Origin of the sequence: Microbacterium croceum (genome assembly GCF_023091245.1) — a bacterium.
GTDB lineage: Bacteria > Actinomycetota > Actinomycetes > Actinomycetales > Microbacteriaceae > Microbacterium > Microbacterium croceum.
Genome location: NZ_JAHWXN010000001.1, coordinates 1,878,149 through 1,893,365, shown reverse-complemented (window position 1 = coordinate 1,893,365; position 15,217 = coordinate 1,878,149). Strand labels below are relative to the sequence as shown.

15 protein-coding genes are annotated in these 15,217 nt (G+C 66.7%); 2 read left to right on the top strand and 13 right to left on the bottom strand.

Annotation, left to right across the window (positions count from 1 at the left end):
• Window positions 1–28 precede the first annotated feature (28 nt).
• The 6 genes from KZC51_RS08950 to KZC51_RS08925 all read right to left on the bottom strand — a co-directional run bounded on the left by KZC51_RS08950 (window position 29) and on the right by KZC51_RS08925 (window position 4,517).
• Window positions 29–1,327, bottom strand: a complete 1,299-nt coding sequence (locus tag KZC51_RS08950) for a citrate synthase (protein ID WP_247629636.1) — start codon at window positions 1,325–1,327, stop codon at window positions 29–31.
• A gap of 193 nt (window positions 1,328–1,520) precedes the next feature.
• Window positions 1,521–2,630: a succinyldiaminopimelate transaminase gene (dapC, locus tag KZC51_RS08945; RefSeq protein ID WP_247629635.1), complete on the bottom strand. Its 1,110-nt coding sequence runs from the start codon at window positions 2,628–2,630 to the stop codon at window positions 1,521–1,523.
• A 9-nt stretch (window positions 2,631–2,639) separates the two neighbouring features.
• On the bottom strand, window positions 2,640–2,960 hold the full coding sequence (fdxA, locus tag KZC51_RS08940) for a ferredoxin (RefSeq protein WP_141872556.1): 321 nt from the start codon (window positions 2,958–2,960) through the stop codon (window positions 2,640–2,642).
• Between the two features lie 9 nt (window positions 2,961–2,969).
• A complete protein-coding gene (locus KZC51_RS08935) occupies window positions 2,970–3,440 on the bottom strand; it encodes a histidinol dehydrogenase (protein ID WP_247629634.1) in 471 nt (156 codons plus the stop codon).
• Window positions 3,441–3,489: 49 nt separating this feature from the next.
• Complete coding sequence (locus tag KZC51_RS08930; protein WP_247629633.1) at window positions 3,490–3,804, bottom strand: AzlD domain-containing protein; 315 nt, start codon at window positions 3,802–3,804, stop codon at window positions 3,490–3,492.
• Entirely contained in the window at window positions 3,801–4,517 is a 717-nt protein-coding gene (locus KZC51_RS08925) for an AzlC family ABC transporter permease (protein WP_247629632.1), read from the bottom strand. Before KZC51_RS08925 ends, KZC51_RS08930 begins: the two co-directional genes overlap by 4 nt.
• A gap of 102 nt (window positions 4,518–4,619) precedes the next feature.
• On the opposite strand from KZC51_RS08925, the gene KZC51_RS08920 reads away from it, so the two are divergent.
• On the top strand, window positions 4,620–5,168 hold the full coding sequence (locus KZC51_RS08920; protein ID WP_247629631.1) for a helix-turn-helix domain-containing protein: 549 nt from the start codon (window positions 4,620–4,622) through the stop codon (window positions 5,166–5,168).
• Window positions 5,169–5,228: 60 nt separating this feature from the next.
• Here KZC51_RS08920 and KZC51_RS08915 read toward each other — a convergent pair whose 3' ends face one another.
• Both KZC51_RS08915 and typA read right to left on the bottom strand, forming a co-directional pair.
• Complete coding sequence (locus KZC51_RS08915) at window positions 5,229–6,140, bottom strand: aggregation-promoting factor C-terminal-like domain-containing protein (RefSeq protein ID WP_247629630.1); 912 nt, start codon at window positions 6,138–6,140, stop codon at window positions 5,229–5,231.
• A 197-nt stretch (window positions 6,141–6,337) separates the two neighbouring features.
• Window positions 6,338–8,251: a translational GTPase TypA gene (typA, locus tag KZC51_RS08910; protein ID WP_247629629.1), complete on the bottom strand. Its 1,914-nt coding sequence runs from the start codon at window positions 8,249–8,251 to the stop codon at window positions 6,338–6,340.
• Between the two features lie 101 nt (window positions 8,252–8,352).
• On the opposite strand from typA, the gene KZC51_RS08905 reads away from it, so the two are divergent.
• The gene (locus tag KZC51_RS08905) at window positions 8,353–9,153 is read left to right on the top strand and encodes a CPBP family intramembrane glutamic endopeptidase (RefSeq protein WP_247629628.1); all 801 of its coding nucleotides are present in this window, start codon (window positions 8,353–8,355) and stop codon (window positions 9,151–9,153) included.
• Window positions 9,154–9,191: 38 nt separating this feature from the next.
• Here the strand turns inward: KZC51_RS08905 and KZC51_RS08900 are convergent, their stop codons facing one another.
• The 5 genes from KZC51_RS08900 to KZC51_RS08880 all read right to left on the bottom strand — a co-directional run bounded on the left by KZC51_RS08900 (window position 9,192) and on the right by KZC51_RS08880 (window position 15,052).
• Window positions 9,192–9,695 (bottom strand): PH domain-containing protein, encoded by a 504-nt coding sequence (locus KZC51_RS08900; RefSeq protein ID WP_247629627.1) that lies wholly within the window; start codon window positions 9,693–9,695, stop codon window positions 9,192–9,194.
• A gap of 59 nt (window positions 9,696–9,754) precedes the next feature.
• A complete protein-coding gene (locus KZC51_RS08895) occupies window positions 9,755–11,437 on the bottom strand; it encodes a dipeptide ABC transporter ATP-binding protein (protein ID WP_247629626.1) in 1,683 nt (560 codons plus the stop codon).
• Window positions 11,434–12,387 (bottom strand): ABC transporter permease, encoded by a 954-nt coding sequence (locus KZC51_RS08890; protein WP_247629625.1) that lies wholly within the window; start codon window positions 12,385–12,387, stop codon window positions 11,434–11,436. The genes KZC51_RS08895 and KZC51_RS08890 overlap by 4 nt, the downstream gene beginning before the upstream one ends.
• Window positions 12,377–13,306: an ABC transporter permease gene (locus tag KZC51_RS08885; protein WP_247629624.1), complete on the bottom strand. Its 930-nt coding sequence runs from the start codon at window positions 13,304–13,306 to the stop codon at window positions 12,377–12,379. The genes KZC51_RS08890 and KZC51_RS08885 overlap by 11 nt, the downstream gene beginning before the upstream one ends.
• A 99-nt stretch (window positions 13,307–13,405) precedes the next feature.
• The gene (locus tag KZC51_RS08880; RefSeq protein WP_247629623.1) at window positions 13,406–15,052 is read right to left on the bottom strand and encodes a peptide ABC transporter substrate-binding protein; all 1,647 of its coding nucleotides are present in this window, start codon (window positions 15,050–15,052) and stop codon (window positions 13,406–13,408) included.
• Window positions 15,053–15,217 lie beyond the last annotated feature (165 nt).

The following is a 15,217-nucleotide window of genomic DNA, read 5'->3' as shown; positions in this document are numbered from 1 at the left end:
GTCAGTGCGGCCATGAAGCCGACGCAGGTCAGCGCGAGGTCGGGAACGCGCGCTCCGGCGAGCCGACATACAACTGCTGCGGGCGACCGATCTTCGTCTGCGGGTCGTTCTGCAGCTCGCGCCACTGCGCGAGCCATCCCGGCAGGCGGCCGATCGCGAAGAGCACGGTGAACATCCGCGTCGGGAAGCCCATGGCCTTGTAGATGACGCCGGTGTAGAAGTCCACATTCGGGTACAGGCGCCGCTCGCGGAAGTAGTCGTCAGCGAGGGCGAGTTCCTCGAGCTCCTTGGCGAGGTCAAGGAGCGGGTCGGTCACGCCGAGCGAGGCCAGCACCTCGTCTGCGGCGTCCTTGACGAGCTTGGCGCGGGGGTCGTAGTTCTTGTACACGCGGTGCCCGAAGCCCATGAGCTTCACGCCCTCTTCCTTGTTCTTCACCCGCTCCACGAAGCGCGCGACGCTCTGACCCGAGTCACGGATCTGGCCGAGCATGGTGAGAACGGCCTCGTTCGCGCCACCGTGCAGCGGGCCGGAGAGGGCCTGGATGCCGGCGGACACCGAGGCGAACTGGTTCGCGCCCGTGGAGCCGACCAGACGCACGGTCGATGTGGAGGCGTTCTGCTCGTGGTCCTCGTGCAGGATGAGCAGGAGCTCGAGCGCCTTCGACATGACGGGGTTGACCTCGTACGGTTCGCTGTGCACGCCGAAGTTCAGCTTGAGGAAGTTGTCGACGAAGCTGAGCGAGTTGTCGGGGTACAGGAAGGCCTGGCCGACGCTCTTCTTGTGCGCGTAGGCGGCGATGACCGGCAGCTTGGCCAGCATGCGGATCATGTTGAGCTCGACGTGCTCGGGGTTGTGCGGGTCGGTCTGACCTTCGTAGTAGGTCGACAGCGCGGCCACGGCCGAGGAGAGCACCGACATCGGGTGCGCGGTGTGCGGCAGCGCCGAGAAGAACCGCTTGAGGTCTTCGTGCAGCAGGGTGTGCCGGCGGATCTTCTCGTCGAACTCAGCCAGCTCCGACGCCGAGGGGAGCTCGCCGTAGATGAGCAGCCATGCCACCTCGAGGTAGCTGGTGCTGCCGGCGAGCTGCTCGATCGGGTATCCGCGGTAGCGCAGGATGCCCTTGTCGCCGTCGATGAAGGTGATCTCCGACTTCGTCGACGCCGTGTTCACGAACCCGTAGTCGAGTCCTGTGTAGCCGGTCTGGCGAGTCAGGGTGGAGAAGTCGATGCTGTCGTGCCCGGCCGTGCCATGCACGAGGGGGAATTCTGCGGTGGTGTCACCGATGGTCAGCTTCGCTGTCGCCTGCTGGTCTGCCGCTGCGCTCACGCGGGCCTCCTCGTTGTGTCTGCCCGTACGCCTGTCGCGTCGGAATCAGCCAAGATCTTGATCAAGCCGGAACTGGCGATCTCGCGGCGCAAAGACGCCTGGTCGGATCACGACCGAATCGCCTTTACAGCCTAGTAGGGACTCCGGCCTACTGTGACATCCGCCAAACAGACTGCACAGAGATGAAGGGAACCTACAGACCTTCGTGCAGACGACGGGCACCCTCGGCGATGCGCTCGGTCGGCGCCGTCAGCGCCAGCCGTACGTGCTGCGGGGAATGCGCGCCGTAGAACGGCCCAGGGCCGGCGAGGATGCCGAGGTCGGCGAGGCGCGCCATCGACTCCCAGGCATCGCGACCCTCGGTCGCCCAGAGGTAGAGCCCGGCTTCGGAGCCGTCGATGCGGAATCCCGCAGCTTCGAGGGCCGGACGCAACGTATCGCGCCGACCGCGGTACAGCTCCTTCTGCGCGGCGACGTGCTCGTCATCGCCGAGTGCGACCGCCATCGCGTGCTGGATCGGCGCCGGCGGCATCAGTCCGAGGTGCTTGCGCGCGGTGAGCAGCTCTGCCACGATCCGCGCGCAGCCCGCGACGAACGCCGCACGGTAGCCCGCGAGATTCGACTGCTTGCTCAACGAGTAGACGCTCAGGAGGTTCGACCGCGTGCCGCCGGTGACCCGCGGGTCGAGGATCGACGGGATCGCCTCGGTCGCCCACGGCCCATCCCAGCCCAGCTCCGCATAGCACTCATCGCTCGCAAGGACGGCGCCGAGCTCGCGGGCGCGCACGACAGCCGCGGCGAGCTCGTCGGTCGTCCAGGTGCGACCGTCTGGGTTGCCCGGGGTGTTGATCCAGATGAGCTTGGTGCCCTCTGGCCAGTTCGCCGGATCATCTGCGGCGAGCGGGGTGGCACCGGCGATGCGCGCACCCACCTCGTAGGTCGGGTATGCGACGAGCGGGTGCACGACGATGTCGCCGTCGCCGAGGCCGAGAAGCGTGGGCAACAACGCCACGAGCTCCTTGGAACCGATCGTCGGAAGCACGTTGTCGACCGTGAGGTCCGATACTCCCCTGCGCCGCGCGTACCAGTCGACGATCGCCTCGCGCACCGCGGGCGTGCCGACGGTCTGCGGGTACGCGTGGGCGTCCGTCGCCTCGGCGAGGGCTCGTCGGACGATGTCGGGAGTCGGATCGACGGGAGAGCCGATGGACAGATCCACCAGGCCCCTCGGGTGCTGGGCCGCACGCTCTCGGTAGGGGATCACGGCGTCCCAGGGGTAGTCGGCGAGGTCGCGGACGCTCACGGGCGCGACTTACTCGCCCTGAGGCGGCAGCGCCGCGACGATGGGATGGTCGAACGAGTACACGCCGACCTTCGCCGCACCGCCGGGAGAACCGATCTCCTCGAAGAACTCCACGTTCGCCTTGTAGTAGTCCTGCCACTCATCAGGCAGGTCATCCTCGTAGTAGATGGCCTCGACGGGGCACACCGGCTCGCAGGCGCCGCAGTCCACGCACTCATCCGGATGGATGTACAACGACCGTTCGCCCTCGTAGATGCAGTCCACGGGACATTCGTCGATGCAGGCGCGGTCCTTCACATCAACACACGGCAGGGCGATCACATACGTCACCCCTCCAGTCTACGACTCGCGGGGGCCGGTCTCCTGCGTGGCGGCCGCGTGGTGCGGGACCGAGGTGATCAGCGCGGCATCGGTGACCGGAGCATCCGCTGTCGCGGTCGTGGTCCGCACCGGCAGTCGCGAGAGCGAAGGCCACGCGACGACGAGCAGCACGAGACCAGCCACGAGATACGTCCAGATGCGGCCGGCCAGAGAGTCCTGCACGACCACGGATCCCCCAGGACCGACCCCGGAGATCAGGATCAGCATCCCGATCATCCCGAGCCCGGCGGCGAGTGCGGCGCCCCGATCATGCGTGAGGGCGCGGATGGCGACCAGGATCGCGGCGCAGGCGATGCCACCGACGATGAGGCCGACCGGGATGACGCCCCAGGTCAGGCTGTGGCCGATCGTGCCGGCGATGCCGTACACGCCGCCGACCAGGGCCGCTGCGACCCACGACAACACTCTCGACACCCACTTGACGCGCACCAGTCGATCCTACCCGCGCGCGTTGTGAGCATCCGATGACATCACACCGTCAGACCGCCAGCCCGAGCAGCCGCAGGACGGCGGCGACCGCGGCGGCAGCGAACACCACGACGAGGAAGGACTGGCGCAGCCACAGCAGTCCTGCAGCGACCAGAAGAGCCGGCACCCGCGCATCGACGACGACCGCCTGCCCCGCGCCGAGCGTCTGCACCGCGACGAGCGCCGCCAGCAGAGCCACGGTCAGCAGATCGGAGATGCGCGCCGGTCGCGGAGCCTCGAGCACCTTCGGCGGGACCAGGTACCCCACGGCCTTCAGCGCGACACAGATGAGCGCGGCGAGCAGGATCGCGCTCCACACGCTCACGACGCACCCCCCGACGATGCGGGTGCCGCGCCAGTGGACGGACGGTTAGCGAACAGGTTGAACCACCCGACGATGATCGCGACCACGGCGGCGATCAGCACGGGGATGCCCGGCATCAGCAACGGAGTGAGCGCGGCGGCCACGACTGCGGCGGCGATGCCGACCGCGATCGCCTGCCGCTGCTGCAGCCGCGGCCACAGCAGCGCCAGGAACGCGGCCGCAGCGGCGGCATCCAGTCCCCACGTGCGCGGATCGCCGAGCACATCGCCCACGAGCGCCCCGATCAGCGTGGTGATGTTCCACCCCACGAAGATCCCGATTCCCGTGACCCAGAACCCCACCCGGCGCAGACGCGGATCGCCCTGAGAGATCGCAACAGCCGTGGACTCGTCGATCGTGAAGTGCGCGGCTACCGCGCGGCGGACCGGTCCTCCCCCGACGATCGGCGACATCCGCATGCCATACGCCACGTTGCGCACGCCCAGCAGCACCGCGGAGGCGATGGCCGAGGGCAGGGCAGCGACTCCCCCGGCCGTGAACACACCGACGAACGCGAACTGCGAGCCGCCGGTGAACATCAGCAGGCTCAGCACGCAGGTCTGCCAGACATCGAGTCCAGAGGCGACCGCGAGCGCACCGAACGAGACGCCGTAGGCGCTGGTCGCCACCACGACGCCGAGCGCCTCTCGCCACACTTCCCGCTCGGGCGTCACGGGAGGACCTCACCGATCGTTCGATCCACTGAACACATGCTGATCATTCTGAACAAGCACGATCGGATAGTCAAGCGAACGATCGTTTGGCATGATGAACACATGGAGGAACTCCGCACTCGCATCGCCCGCACGCTCCGCCGCGAACGCGAAGCCGCATCCCTCTCGGTGTCGGAACTGGCGCGGAGAGCCGGCATCTCCAAGGCCACCGTCTCCCAGCTCGAGGGCGGCTCGGGCAATCCCAGCGTCGAGACGCTGTGGGCACTGGGGGTCGCGCTCGGAGTGCCGTTCGCCGTGCTCGTCGACCAGCAGGCGAACGCGCCGACGCTGATCCGCGCCGATGACCTGGCCGGAGTGCCGTCATCCGCTGCCGCCTACAGCGCCTCGCTGCTGTCGGCCAGCCCCCCGGGCGCCCGCCGTGACCTGTACCTGATCCAGGCGGAACCCGGGGATCCCCGGCGCTCCGATCCTCACCATCCCGGCACCACCGAGCACGTGATCCTGATCGCCGGCGAAGCGCGTATCGGGCCGGTCGAGCAACCTGTCCTCCTGCACCCCGGCGACTACCTCTCCTACGCCGGCGACGTGCCGCACATCTTCGAGGCGACCGTCGCGGGCACCAGCGCCGTCCTCATCTCCGAACTGCGCTGACGACGCAGCGAAGGTCCGACCCCGCAGGAGGGTCGGGCCTTCTCCGTCGTAATACGGTGGTCAGTACCAGTTCATTGCCTGCGAGTGCGACCACGCGCTGCAGGGCGAACCGTAGGAGCCGGCGATGTACTCGAGCCCCCAGGCGATCTGGGTGGCGGCGTTCGTCTGCCAGTCGCTGCCGGCGGAGGCCATCTTGCTGCCGGGGAGCGCTTGCGGAATGCCGGTCGCCCCGCCGTCTGCGTTGTACGCCTGGTAGTTCCAGCCGGACTCCTTGGTCCACAGAGAGCTCAAGCAGGAGAACTGGTCATCCCCCCACCCGTATCGGCTGGACGCCATCTCGCGTGCGGTCGCCTTCGCACCGTCGACCGTGTTCGCCGCGGCGAGTGCGGCCTTCTCCGCCGCCGCCTTCTCCGCCGCCGCCTTCTCCGCCGCCACCGCAGCTTCCGCTGCTGCCTTCTTCTCCTGCGCGGCCGTGTAGGTCTCGCGCAGGTCGGTGGTGAGCGCGACGACCGCCTGCGTGTCGGCCACGGCATCGGCGGTCAGATCCTCGAGGAGGAGTGCGGGGACGAGCGCACGGCCGGCCAGCGCCTGCGCATCCGCCTGCAGCTCCGCAGTGTCGATCGAGACGACCGTGTCGCCCAGATCGAGACCGGAGGCCGCGACCTCGGCGGTGAGCGCTTCGGCCGCTGCGACAGCGTCGGTGGCTTCGGCGTATGCCTCGCTCGCGTCATCCGCGATCTCTCGCAGAGGCTGAGGGCCACTGGCGACAGCCGCGGCGGCAAGGTCTGCGGTGGCGGGGTTCTCGGCGCCGGCGGCGGGAGCCGAGACGACCCCGACCGTGAGGGTGATGCCGAGCAGGGCACCGGTGAGTGTGCCGAGGACCAGCAGGGGGCGACGGGCGCGGACAGCGGAATGGGCCTGGAGCGCCGCAGCGGCGCGCCGGGACGCACGGGTGTTGTGAAGGTGAAGCAAGGATTCGACTTTCGGGTCGTCGTCCACCCGGACCTGCAGGGGCAGGGCGACTCATGGGAGCCGACTCGCCGGGCGCAAGTCACCGAGTCTGCACGGCCAACCTGAATGAAAACAATCCCTCACCTGGACATTTCATGAGAAGAGGGCCCCCTCCGCATCGAATCGATGGGAGGAGGCCCTCTTCAGGACAGCGCAGATCAGGCGCCGGCGTCCTGACGCTTCATGCGGGCCGTCTCACGCGCACGCGTGTTCGCGTCGAGGTTCACCTTGCGGATGCGGACGACCTCGGGGGTCACTTCGACGCATTCGTCGTCACGCGCGAACTCGAGGCTCTCCTCGAGCGTCAGCTGACGCGGCGGCGTCATCGACTCGAACGTGTCGGAGCTGGCTGCACGCATGTTGGTGAGCTTCTTCTCCTTGGTGATGTTCACGTCCATGTCGTCGGCGCGCGAGTTCTCGCCGATGACCATGCCCTCGTAGACCTCCTGCGTGGGCTGCACGAAGAACGACATGCGCTCCTGCAGAGCGATCATCGCGAACGGGGTGACGACACCCTGGCGGTCGGCGACGATCGAGCCGTTCTGACGCGTCGTGATGGAGCCGGCCCACGGCTCGTAGCCGTGCGAGATCGCGTTGGCGATGCCGGTGCCGCGGGTCGTGGTCAGGAACTCGCTGCGGAAGCCGATGAGGCCGCGCGACGGCACGATGAACTCCATGCGCACCCAACCGGTGCCGTGGTTGGTCATGTTCTCCATACGGCCCTTGCGGTTCGCCAGGAGCTGTGTGATCGCGCCGAGGTGCTCTTCGGGAGTGTCGATCGTGAGGTGCTCGAACGGCTCGTAGGTCTTGCCGTCGATCTTCTTCGTGACAACCTGGGGCTTGCCGACGGTGAGCTCGAAGCCCTCGCGGCGCATGTTCTCGACGAGGATGGCCAGAGCCAGCTCGCCACGACCCTGCACCTCCCAGGCATCCGGACGTCCGATGTCGACGACCTTGAGCGACACGTTGCCGATGAGCTCCTTGTCGAGACGGTCCTTGACCATGCGAGCGGTGAGCTTGTGCCCCTTGACCTTGCCCATGAGCGGCGAGGTGTTGGTGCCGATCGTCATCGAGATGGCGGGGTCGTCGACCGTGATGGCCGGCAGCGGACGCACATCCTCGGGGTCGGCGATGGTCTCGCCGATCGTGATGTTCTCGAAGCCGGCGATGGCGACGATGTCTCCGGGGCCGGCGGACTCTGCCGGGTAGCGCTCGAGGGCGCGGGTCTTCAGGAGCTCGGTGATGCGAGCGTTCTGGTGGGTGCCGTCGGCGCGGACCCAGGCCACCGTCTGGCCTTTCTTCAGCGTGCCGTTGAAGACGCGCAGCAGCGCGAGACGGCCGAGGAACGGGCTGGAGTCGAGGTTCGTGACCCAGGCCTGCAGCGGCGCCTCGTCGTCGTACGAGGGGGCCGGAACATGCTGGAGGATCGCCTCGAACAGCGGCTCGAGGTCGTCGTTGTCGGGCAGCGAGCCGTCGGCGGGACGGTTCTGCGATGCGGCGCCGGCGCGACCGGAGGCGTAGACCACCGGCACGTCGAGGAGCGCGTCGACGTCGAGGTCGGGCACATCGTCGACCAGGTCGGACGCGAGACCCAGAAGCAGGTCGTGCGCCTCTTCCTCGACCTCCGCGATGCGGGCGTCGGGGCGGTCGGTCTTGTTGACGAGAAGGATGACGGGGAGCTTCGACTCGAGCGCCTTGCGCAGCACGAAGCGGGTCTGGGGCAGCGGGCCCTCGCTGGCGTCGACGAGCAGCACCACACCGTCGACCATGGACAGGCCGCGCTCGACCTCGCCACCGAAGTCGGCGTGACCGGGGGTGTCGATCACGTTGATCGTGATCTCCTTGCCATCGGCGTGCTTGCCCTTGTAGGTGATCGCCGTGTTCTTGGCGAGGATCGTGATGCCCTTCTCACGCTCGAGGTCGTTCGAGTCCATCGCGCGTTCGTCGATGTGGGCGTGCTCGCCGAACGAGCCGGTCTGGCGGAGCATCGCGTCGACGAGCGTGGTCTTGCCGTGGTCGACGTGCGCGACGATAGCGACGTTGCGGAGGTCAGAGCGGAGGGCGTGCGCCATGCAGGAGTCCTAAAAGATGGTGGGAAGCGCCGGGAAACCGACGTTCCAGGATAGCGCACGCACGGAGACTGTTCCTGAACACAGGCCGTAGCATCGAGATCGTGACCTCCCTCCCGGCTGACAACGCCCTGCTCACCGCACCGCCCTCGCGCGCGCGGTTGTGGTGGGAGATCGCGATCGTGCTGGCGCTCGGCCTCGGTCAGTCGGCCGTGTACGCGATCGTCCAGCTGGCATACCGGCTGACCGATGAGACGCCGCTCGCCGATCAGACCGCGACACTGAATCCCTCGCGCAGCGACCGCGAGATCTTCGACCTGATCTACCAGATCCTCTCGATCGGGTTCTCGCTGGTGCCGGTCGTGCTCGTCTGCTTCCTGCTGTGGCAGACGTCGCGTCCGCACCTGGGCCGTCTGGGGCTGGACGGGACACGCATGGGTCGCGATGCCGGCCGCGGAGTACTGCTGGTGCTCGCCATCGGTATCCCCGGCCTCGCGCTCTACCTGGTCGGGCGCGCACTCGGCCTGTTCGTGGCGGTGAACCCCACGGGGCTCGATACGCACTGGTGGACCGTGCCGATCCTGCTGCTCGCGGCCGCCCGCGCCGCGTTGCAGGAAGAGTTCGTCGTGCTCGGGTACCTGTTCGCGCGGCTGAAACAGCTGGGCTGGAGCCCCTGGACGATCATCGTGGCGACCTCCGTGCTGCGTGCGAGCTACCACCTCTATCAAGGCCCCGGTGCGTTCATCGGCAACCTCGCGATGGGACTGCTGTTCGGCTGGCTGTTCCACCGCAGCGGCCGACTCCTGCCGTTCCTGGTGGCGCACTTCCTGATCGACGCGACCGTGTTCGTCGGCTACCCGTGGGCCGCGGCTACCTGGCCCGCGCTGTTCGGGCTGCCCGGCTGATCAGCCGCTCGGCGCGCTCGTCGTCCTGGTCGCTACGGTCAACCGTTGGCGACGAGAAGGACGGAGATCGTCGCCCAGACGATGATGACCGTGAGCGCCACGAGCGCCCGACCATCCCAAGAGCGACTGATCTGACCGTTCGCTGTGGGGCCGGACGCCTGCCAGCGGTCGCGGATGTCCGTGAGCTCGCGCAGGCCGGCGGGCGCCTTCTGCTCGTGTTCCTCCCGCATCCGACTACGACGCTGGCGCGCATGTGCGGGACCGCCGAAGCACGTGACATCCGTACTGTCCTCGAGTGAGAACACCAGCTGCCAGCGCATGTCGATGTCGCGTACGCGCCTCCATCCGAACGACGTGCGGCGAAGCATGTTCTGGACGACGACTCCGTCGTCATCCATTCGCACGTACGAGACGAAGCTCAGTTCGTAGATGACCCAGAGGCCGAGCAGCACCCATGGCGCCAGAAGCAGCATCGGCCCCCAGCCGCCTCGGGCCACGGCGTCTCCGAGGAGGAACAGCGCCAGCAGCCCGGTCAGGACCATGGTGATGACCCCTGAGGGCGCACGGAGTGTCCGTGCGCCCTCAGGGGTGGGAACAGCTGTCACGATCCGGCGCCGCCCAGAGCGATCGAGACCCCCGGAATCGCCTTGAGCAGCCGGTCCGTGTACTCCTGCTGCGGGTTGGCGAAGATCTCATCCACCGTGCCCTGTTCGACGAGCTTGCCGCGCTCCATCACGCAGACGAAGTCGCTGGACACTCGCACGACCGCGAGGTCGTGTGTGATGAACAGGTAGGTGAGGTCCAGCTCCGATTGCAGCTCGGCGAGCAGCTTCAGGATCTGATCCTGCACCAGCACGTCGAGCGCCGAAACCGCCTCGTCGAGGATCACGATGTCGGGTTTCAGCGCCAGAGCGCGCGCGATCGCGACGCGCTGCCGCTGCCCTCCGGAGAGTTCGTTCGGGTACCTTGTCGACAGCTCCCGCGGCAACGACACCTGATCGAGCAGCTCATGAACTCGGTCGCGCCGCGACGACTGGTCGCCGATGCCGTGGATGTTCAGCGGCTCCGCGATCGTGTTGCCGATGTTGCGCATGGGATCCATCGACCCATAGGGGTCCTGGAACACCGGTTGCATCCGCCGTCGCAGCCCGAACGCCTGGGCACCGGAGAGGTGCGAGACGTCCTGGCCGTCGATCTCGATGAGTCCGGACGTGGGCTCCTCGAGTTTGAGCAGCATCTTCGCAACGGTCGATTTGCCGGACCCCGACTCGCCGACCAGCGCCAGCGTCTTGCCCTTCGGGATCTCGAACGACACGTCGTCGACCGCCCGGAAGGCCTCGCTGCGGAAGCCGCCCTGCCGGATTCGATAGTCCTTCGTCAGCCCTGCGACCCGCACCGTGGGCGCCGCGTCGCTGAGGTCGTCGACCGTCTTGACGCCCCGATCCTCCACGACGGCCTGGATCCGCTGCGAGGCGATGCTCGGCGCAGCGCCGACCAGCCGCTTCGTGTACGGGTGCTGCGGGTTCTCGAGGATCGCACGGCTGGGCCCGGCCTCGACGATGTCGCCGCCGTTCATCACGATGATCTTCTCCGCACGCTCGGCCGCGAGGCCGAGGTCGTGGGTGATGAGCAGCACCGCAGTGCCACGGTCGCGGGTGAGCGAGGCCATGTGATCGAGGATCACGCGTTGCACTGTGACGTCCAGCGCACTTGTGGGCTCGTCTGCGATCAGCAGCTTCGGATCGGCCGCGAGACCGATGCCGATGAGCGCGCGCTGGCGCATACCGCCCGAGAACTGATGCGGGTACTGGTGCAGACGCCTTTCGGCGTCGGCGAGCCCGGCCTGCTTCAGCACTTCGACGGCGCGATCGCGCACCTGGCCCCGGCCCGAAGCCAGTCCGTTCGCACGGACCGCCTCCTTGACCTGGAATCCGATCGACCAGACCGGGTTGAGGCTGGCCATCGGATCCTGCGGAACGAAGCCGATGTCCTTTCCACGGACGTCCTCGATCTCATGGCGGGTGAGCTTCGTCAGCTCGCGCCCCTCGAGGGTGATGCTGCCGCCGGTGATCCTGCCGGTACCGGGAAGCAGATTGATGATCGCCGCCGCGGACGTGGACTTGCCGGAGCCCGACTCCCCCACGATCGCGACGGTCTCACCGGCGTGAACATCGAACGAGATGCCGTGAAGCACCTCGCGCTCACCGTCCTGCCCGCGGAAGGAGACCTTCAGGTCCTTCACGCTCAGGATCGGCTCCGTGGGACGCTGTGAGGTGATGCTCATCGCTGTGCCCTCGCCTTCGGGTCGAGAGCGTCTCGGATGAGCTCGCCCAGCATGATGAACGCGAGCACGGTGACCGTGAGCGCGATGGACGGGTAGATCAGCGACATGGGTGCGATGCGCAGAGTTCTCTGCGCATCGCTGATGTCCCTGCCCCACGACATGACGTCGCCGGCGGCGCCGCCGCCCAGCCCGACACCGAGGAAGGTCAACGTCGCCTCCGCCACGATCGCGCCCGCGAGCGCCAGCGTCGCAAGCACCAGCAAGGGCGCGAGCGCGTTCGGAATCACATGCGCGAGCAGCGTGCGGAACCGCGACAGGCCCAGCGCGCTGGATGCCGTCACGAAGTCCGCCTGCCGCACGCGGAGGATCTCGGCACGCACCACGCGGGCAGTCGATGCCCACGCGAATCCACCGATCGCGATCGAAAGGGTGAGGACGTTCCGGAAGTCCGAGTACACCGTCATGACGACCACAGCCGCCAACACGTAGGGAATCGAGAAGAAGATGTCACCGATGCGCGACAGCACCGCATCGACCCATCCGCCGTAGTATCCGGCGAACGCCCCCATGATCAGTCCGAGACCGGAGCTGATCAGGGTGGAGATCAGACCGACGCTCACTGACGTGCGCGCGCCCCAGACGATGCGCGAGAAGATGTCGCATCCCTGGAACGTGAACCCGAGCGGGTGACCCGGCGCCGGCGCACCGTTCGAGTTCTCGAGGTAACAACCGTCGTTGGGAGCCGTCTGCGTGAACAGCGTCGGCCAGACAGCCATCAGGAGGATGACCGCGATGATCGCGAGCGAGATCCAGAACATGGGGCGACGACGCAGGTCGTACCATCCATCGCGCCAGAGGCTGGCAGGTTTTCCGGATACGACGACCGCATCGGTCTTGACCGCGGTCTTGGTGACCGGGGCGACGTAGTGATCTTTGTTTTCAGCGGACATAGCGAATCCTCGGGTCGAGCAGGCCGTAGAGCAGATCCACGGCCAGGTTGACGAGAACGTAGATGATCACGAACACGGTCACGAACGACACGATGGTCGGGCCCTCGTGCTTCAACGTGGCGTGGAACAGGGTGTTTCCCACGCCGGGGATGTTGAAGATGAACTCCGTCACCGTCGCACCGACCAGCAGCACACCGAAGTTCGTCGCCGAGTTCGTGATGACGGGGATGAGCGAATTGCGCAGCACGTGGACGGGGATCACACGACCGCGGGAGAGCCCTTTGCTGTAGGCGGTGCGCACCCAATCCTGGTTCAAAGTGTCGAGGACCGACCCACGCATCAGGCGCATACTCGTCGCGAACAGACTCAGCCCGAGCACGATCGCAGGCAACCAGAGGTCGCCCCAGTCGTTCTCCCCACCCACCGTCGCCCGGAACCACCCGAGTTTGATGGCGAGGAAGTACTGCGCCAGGAACGCGACGACGAAGATCGGCATCGACAGGAAGATCAGCGAGACCACGAGCGCCCCGTTGTCGAACAGCTTGCCCTTGCGCAGAGCGGAGAAGGTCCCGATCACGATGGCGAGCAGGAACTCGATCCCGATGGCCATGATCGCAAGACGTCCCGTGACGGGAAGAGTGCGAGAGAGCACTTCATTCACGGACTGTCCCGAGAATGTGGTGCCCATGTCGCCCTGGAAGACGCCGAGGATGTAGTAGTAGTACTGCACCAGGAACGGCTCATCGAGGTGGTACTGCGCACGGATCGCCTCGAGCAGCGCCGGCGCAGGTGGCTTGTCTCCGAACAACGCCGCGATGGGGTCGCCCGGCATGAGGAAGACGAGCGCGTAGATCAGCAGAGTGGCCCCGAAGAACACGGGGATCAGCTGCAGCAGTCGTCGGATGATGTACGAGAACATCCCTCTCCTTTCATGGAGGTGACATCCCCACGAGACACAGCTACGAGGCGACGACGTCTGTGCGTCGCCGCCTCGTAGCTCAGTGTCCCACGAGAGGGATTACTTCGTCTTGGTGATCTCGTAGTAGAGCGGGACGGAGTTCCAGCCGAAGGTGACGTTGTCCACCGACTCGCCGAATCCACCGGACACGTTCTGGTACCACAGCGGCACGGCCGGAAGGTCCTTGAGCAGGATCTCCTGAGCCTGCTGGTAGTCCTTGATCGCGTCTGCCTGGTCGCTCGCCGAGGCGCCCTTGGCGAGCAGGTCGTCGAACTCGGGGTTCGCGTAGTCGCCGTCGTTGGACGACGCGCCGGTCGAGTACAGCGGGAACAGGAAGTTGTACAGACCCGGGTAGTCGGCCTGCCATCCCGAACGGTTCGCCGTCTGGATCGTGCGCTTGCCGTCAGCACCGCGCTCGTTCACCTGTGCGCGAAGGGTCGCGAAGTCGACGACCGGAGCACCGGACGCTTCGATGCCGAGCGTGTTCTTGATGGAGTTCGACACCGCATCGACCCAGGCCTGGTGGGCGCTGTCCGCGTTGTACGCGATCTGGAAGGTGCCGGACCACGGCGAGATCGCGTCGGCCTCGGCCCACAGCTTCTTCGCCTCATCCGGGTTGTACGAGAGCACATCGGCGCCCTTGAGCGAGTCGCTCCAGCCGTCGATCACCGGAGAGGTGAAGTCGCTGGCCGGGGTGCGGGTGCCGTTGAAGATCTTGTCGGTGATCTCATCGCGGTTGATCGCCATGGAGATCGCCGCGCGACGGAGCTTTCCCTCTTCACCGGCGAAGTGAGCAACCTGCTCACCGATCGTGAACGACTGGAAGATCGCAGCGGGCTGGTTGACCGCACGGTCGCCGAGCTCGTCCTGGAACGTGGCGATCGACGTGTCCGGGATCGCGTCGAGGACGTCGAGCTCGCCCGAGAGGAGGTCGGCGTACGCCGCGTCGAGCGAGCTGTAGAACGTGATGGTCAGACCGCCGTTGGCGACCTCGCGGCCACCCTGGTAGTCGTCGTTCTTGACGAGAGCGATGCTGACGCTGTGCTTCCACGCGCCGTCGCCGTCGAGCTTGTAGGGTCCGTTGCCGATCGGGTTCTCGCCGAACGCGGCCATGTCGTCGAAAGCGACGTCAGGCAGCGGGTAGTACGCCGAGTAGCCGAGGCGGGTCGCGAAGTCGGTGGCCACCGGAGAGGTCAGCTCGATCGTGAAGGTGAGGTCGTCGACCTTCTTCAGACCCGTGAGCTCCGCGTCGGCCGTGTCGCTGAAGCCGACGATGTCACTGAACCAGGACTGGTTGAGCTGCTTGTTCGAGAGGAGCGCGCCGTAGTTCCACGCCTTGATGAAGTTGTCCGCCAGCACATCGGTGCCATCGGTGAACTTCTGGTCCTTCTTGAGCTTGACCGTGAGCTGCGTGGGGCTGTCGACCGTGATCTCCTCGGCCATGTCGTTGACGAGCGCACCCTTGCCGTCGTAGTAGGCGAGTCCAGCGAAGATCGAGTCGAGGATCTTGCCGCCACCGACCTCGTTGGTGTTGGTCGGGATCAGCGGGTTCTCCGGCTCCGACCCGTTCGCGGTGATGACTGCGGTGGCGTCGCCGCTGGGCTTCTCGGAACCGTTGTCGCCGGAACCACTTGCGCAGCCCGCGAGCGCCATGGCGCCGATCGCGAACAGCGCGACGCCCGCAAGGGCGATCTTGTTGCGCTTCACTTTTGTCCTCCTGTGGACTCGAACATGTTTCTGCCCGCGCTCCATCGCACAGGCAGGGATAGTCGAGCGTAACCCGAGCCTCGCCGAGACCCGTACTCGGCTAATCATTCGTTACTGAGTGGTGACCAACATGTGACATGCACGAAACACCTCCGGCGATGCAGA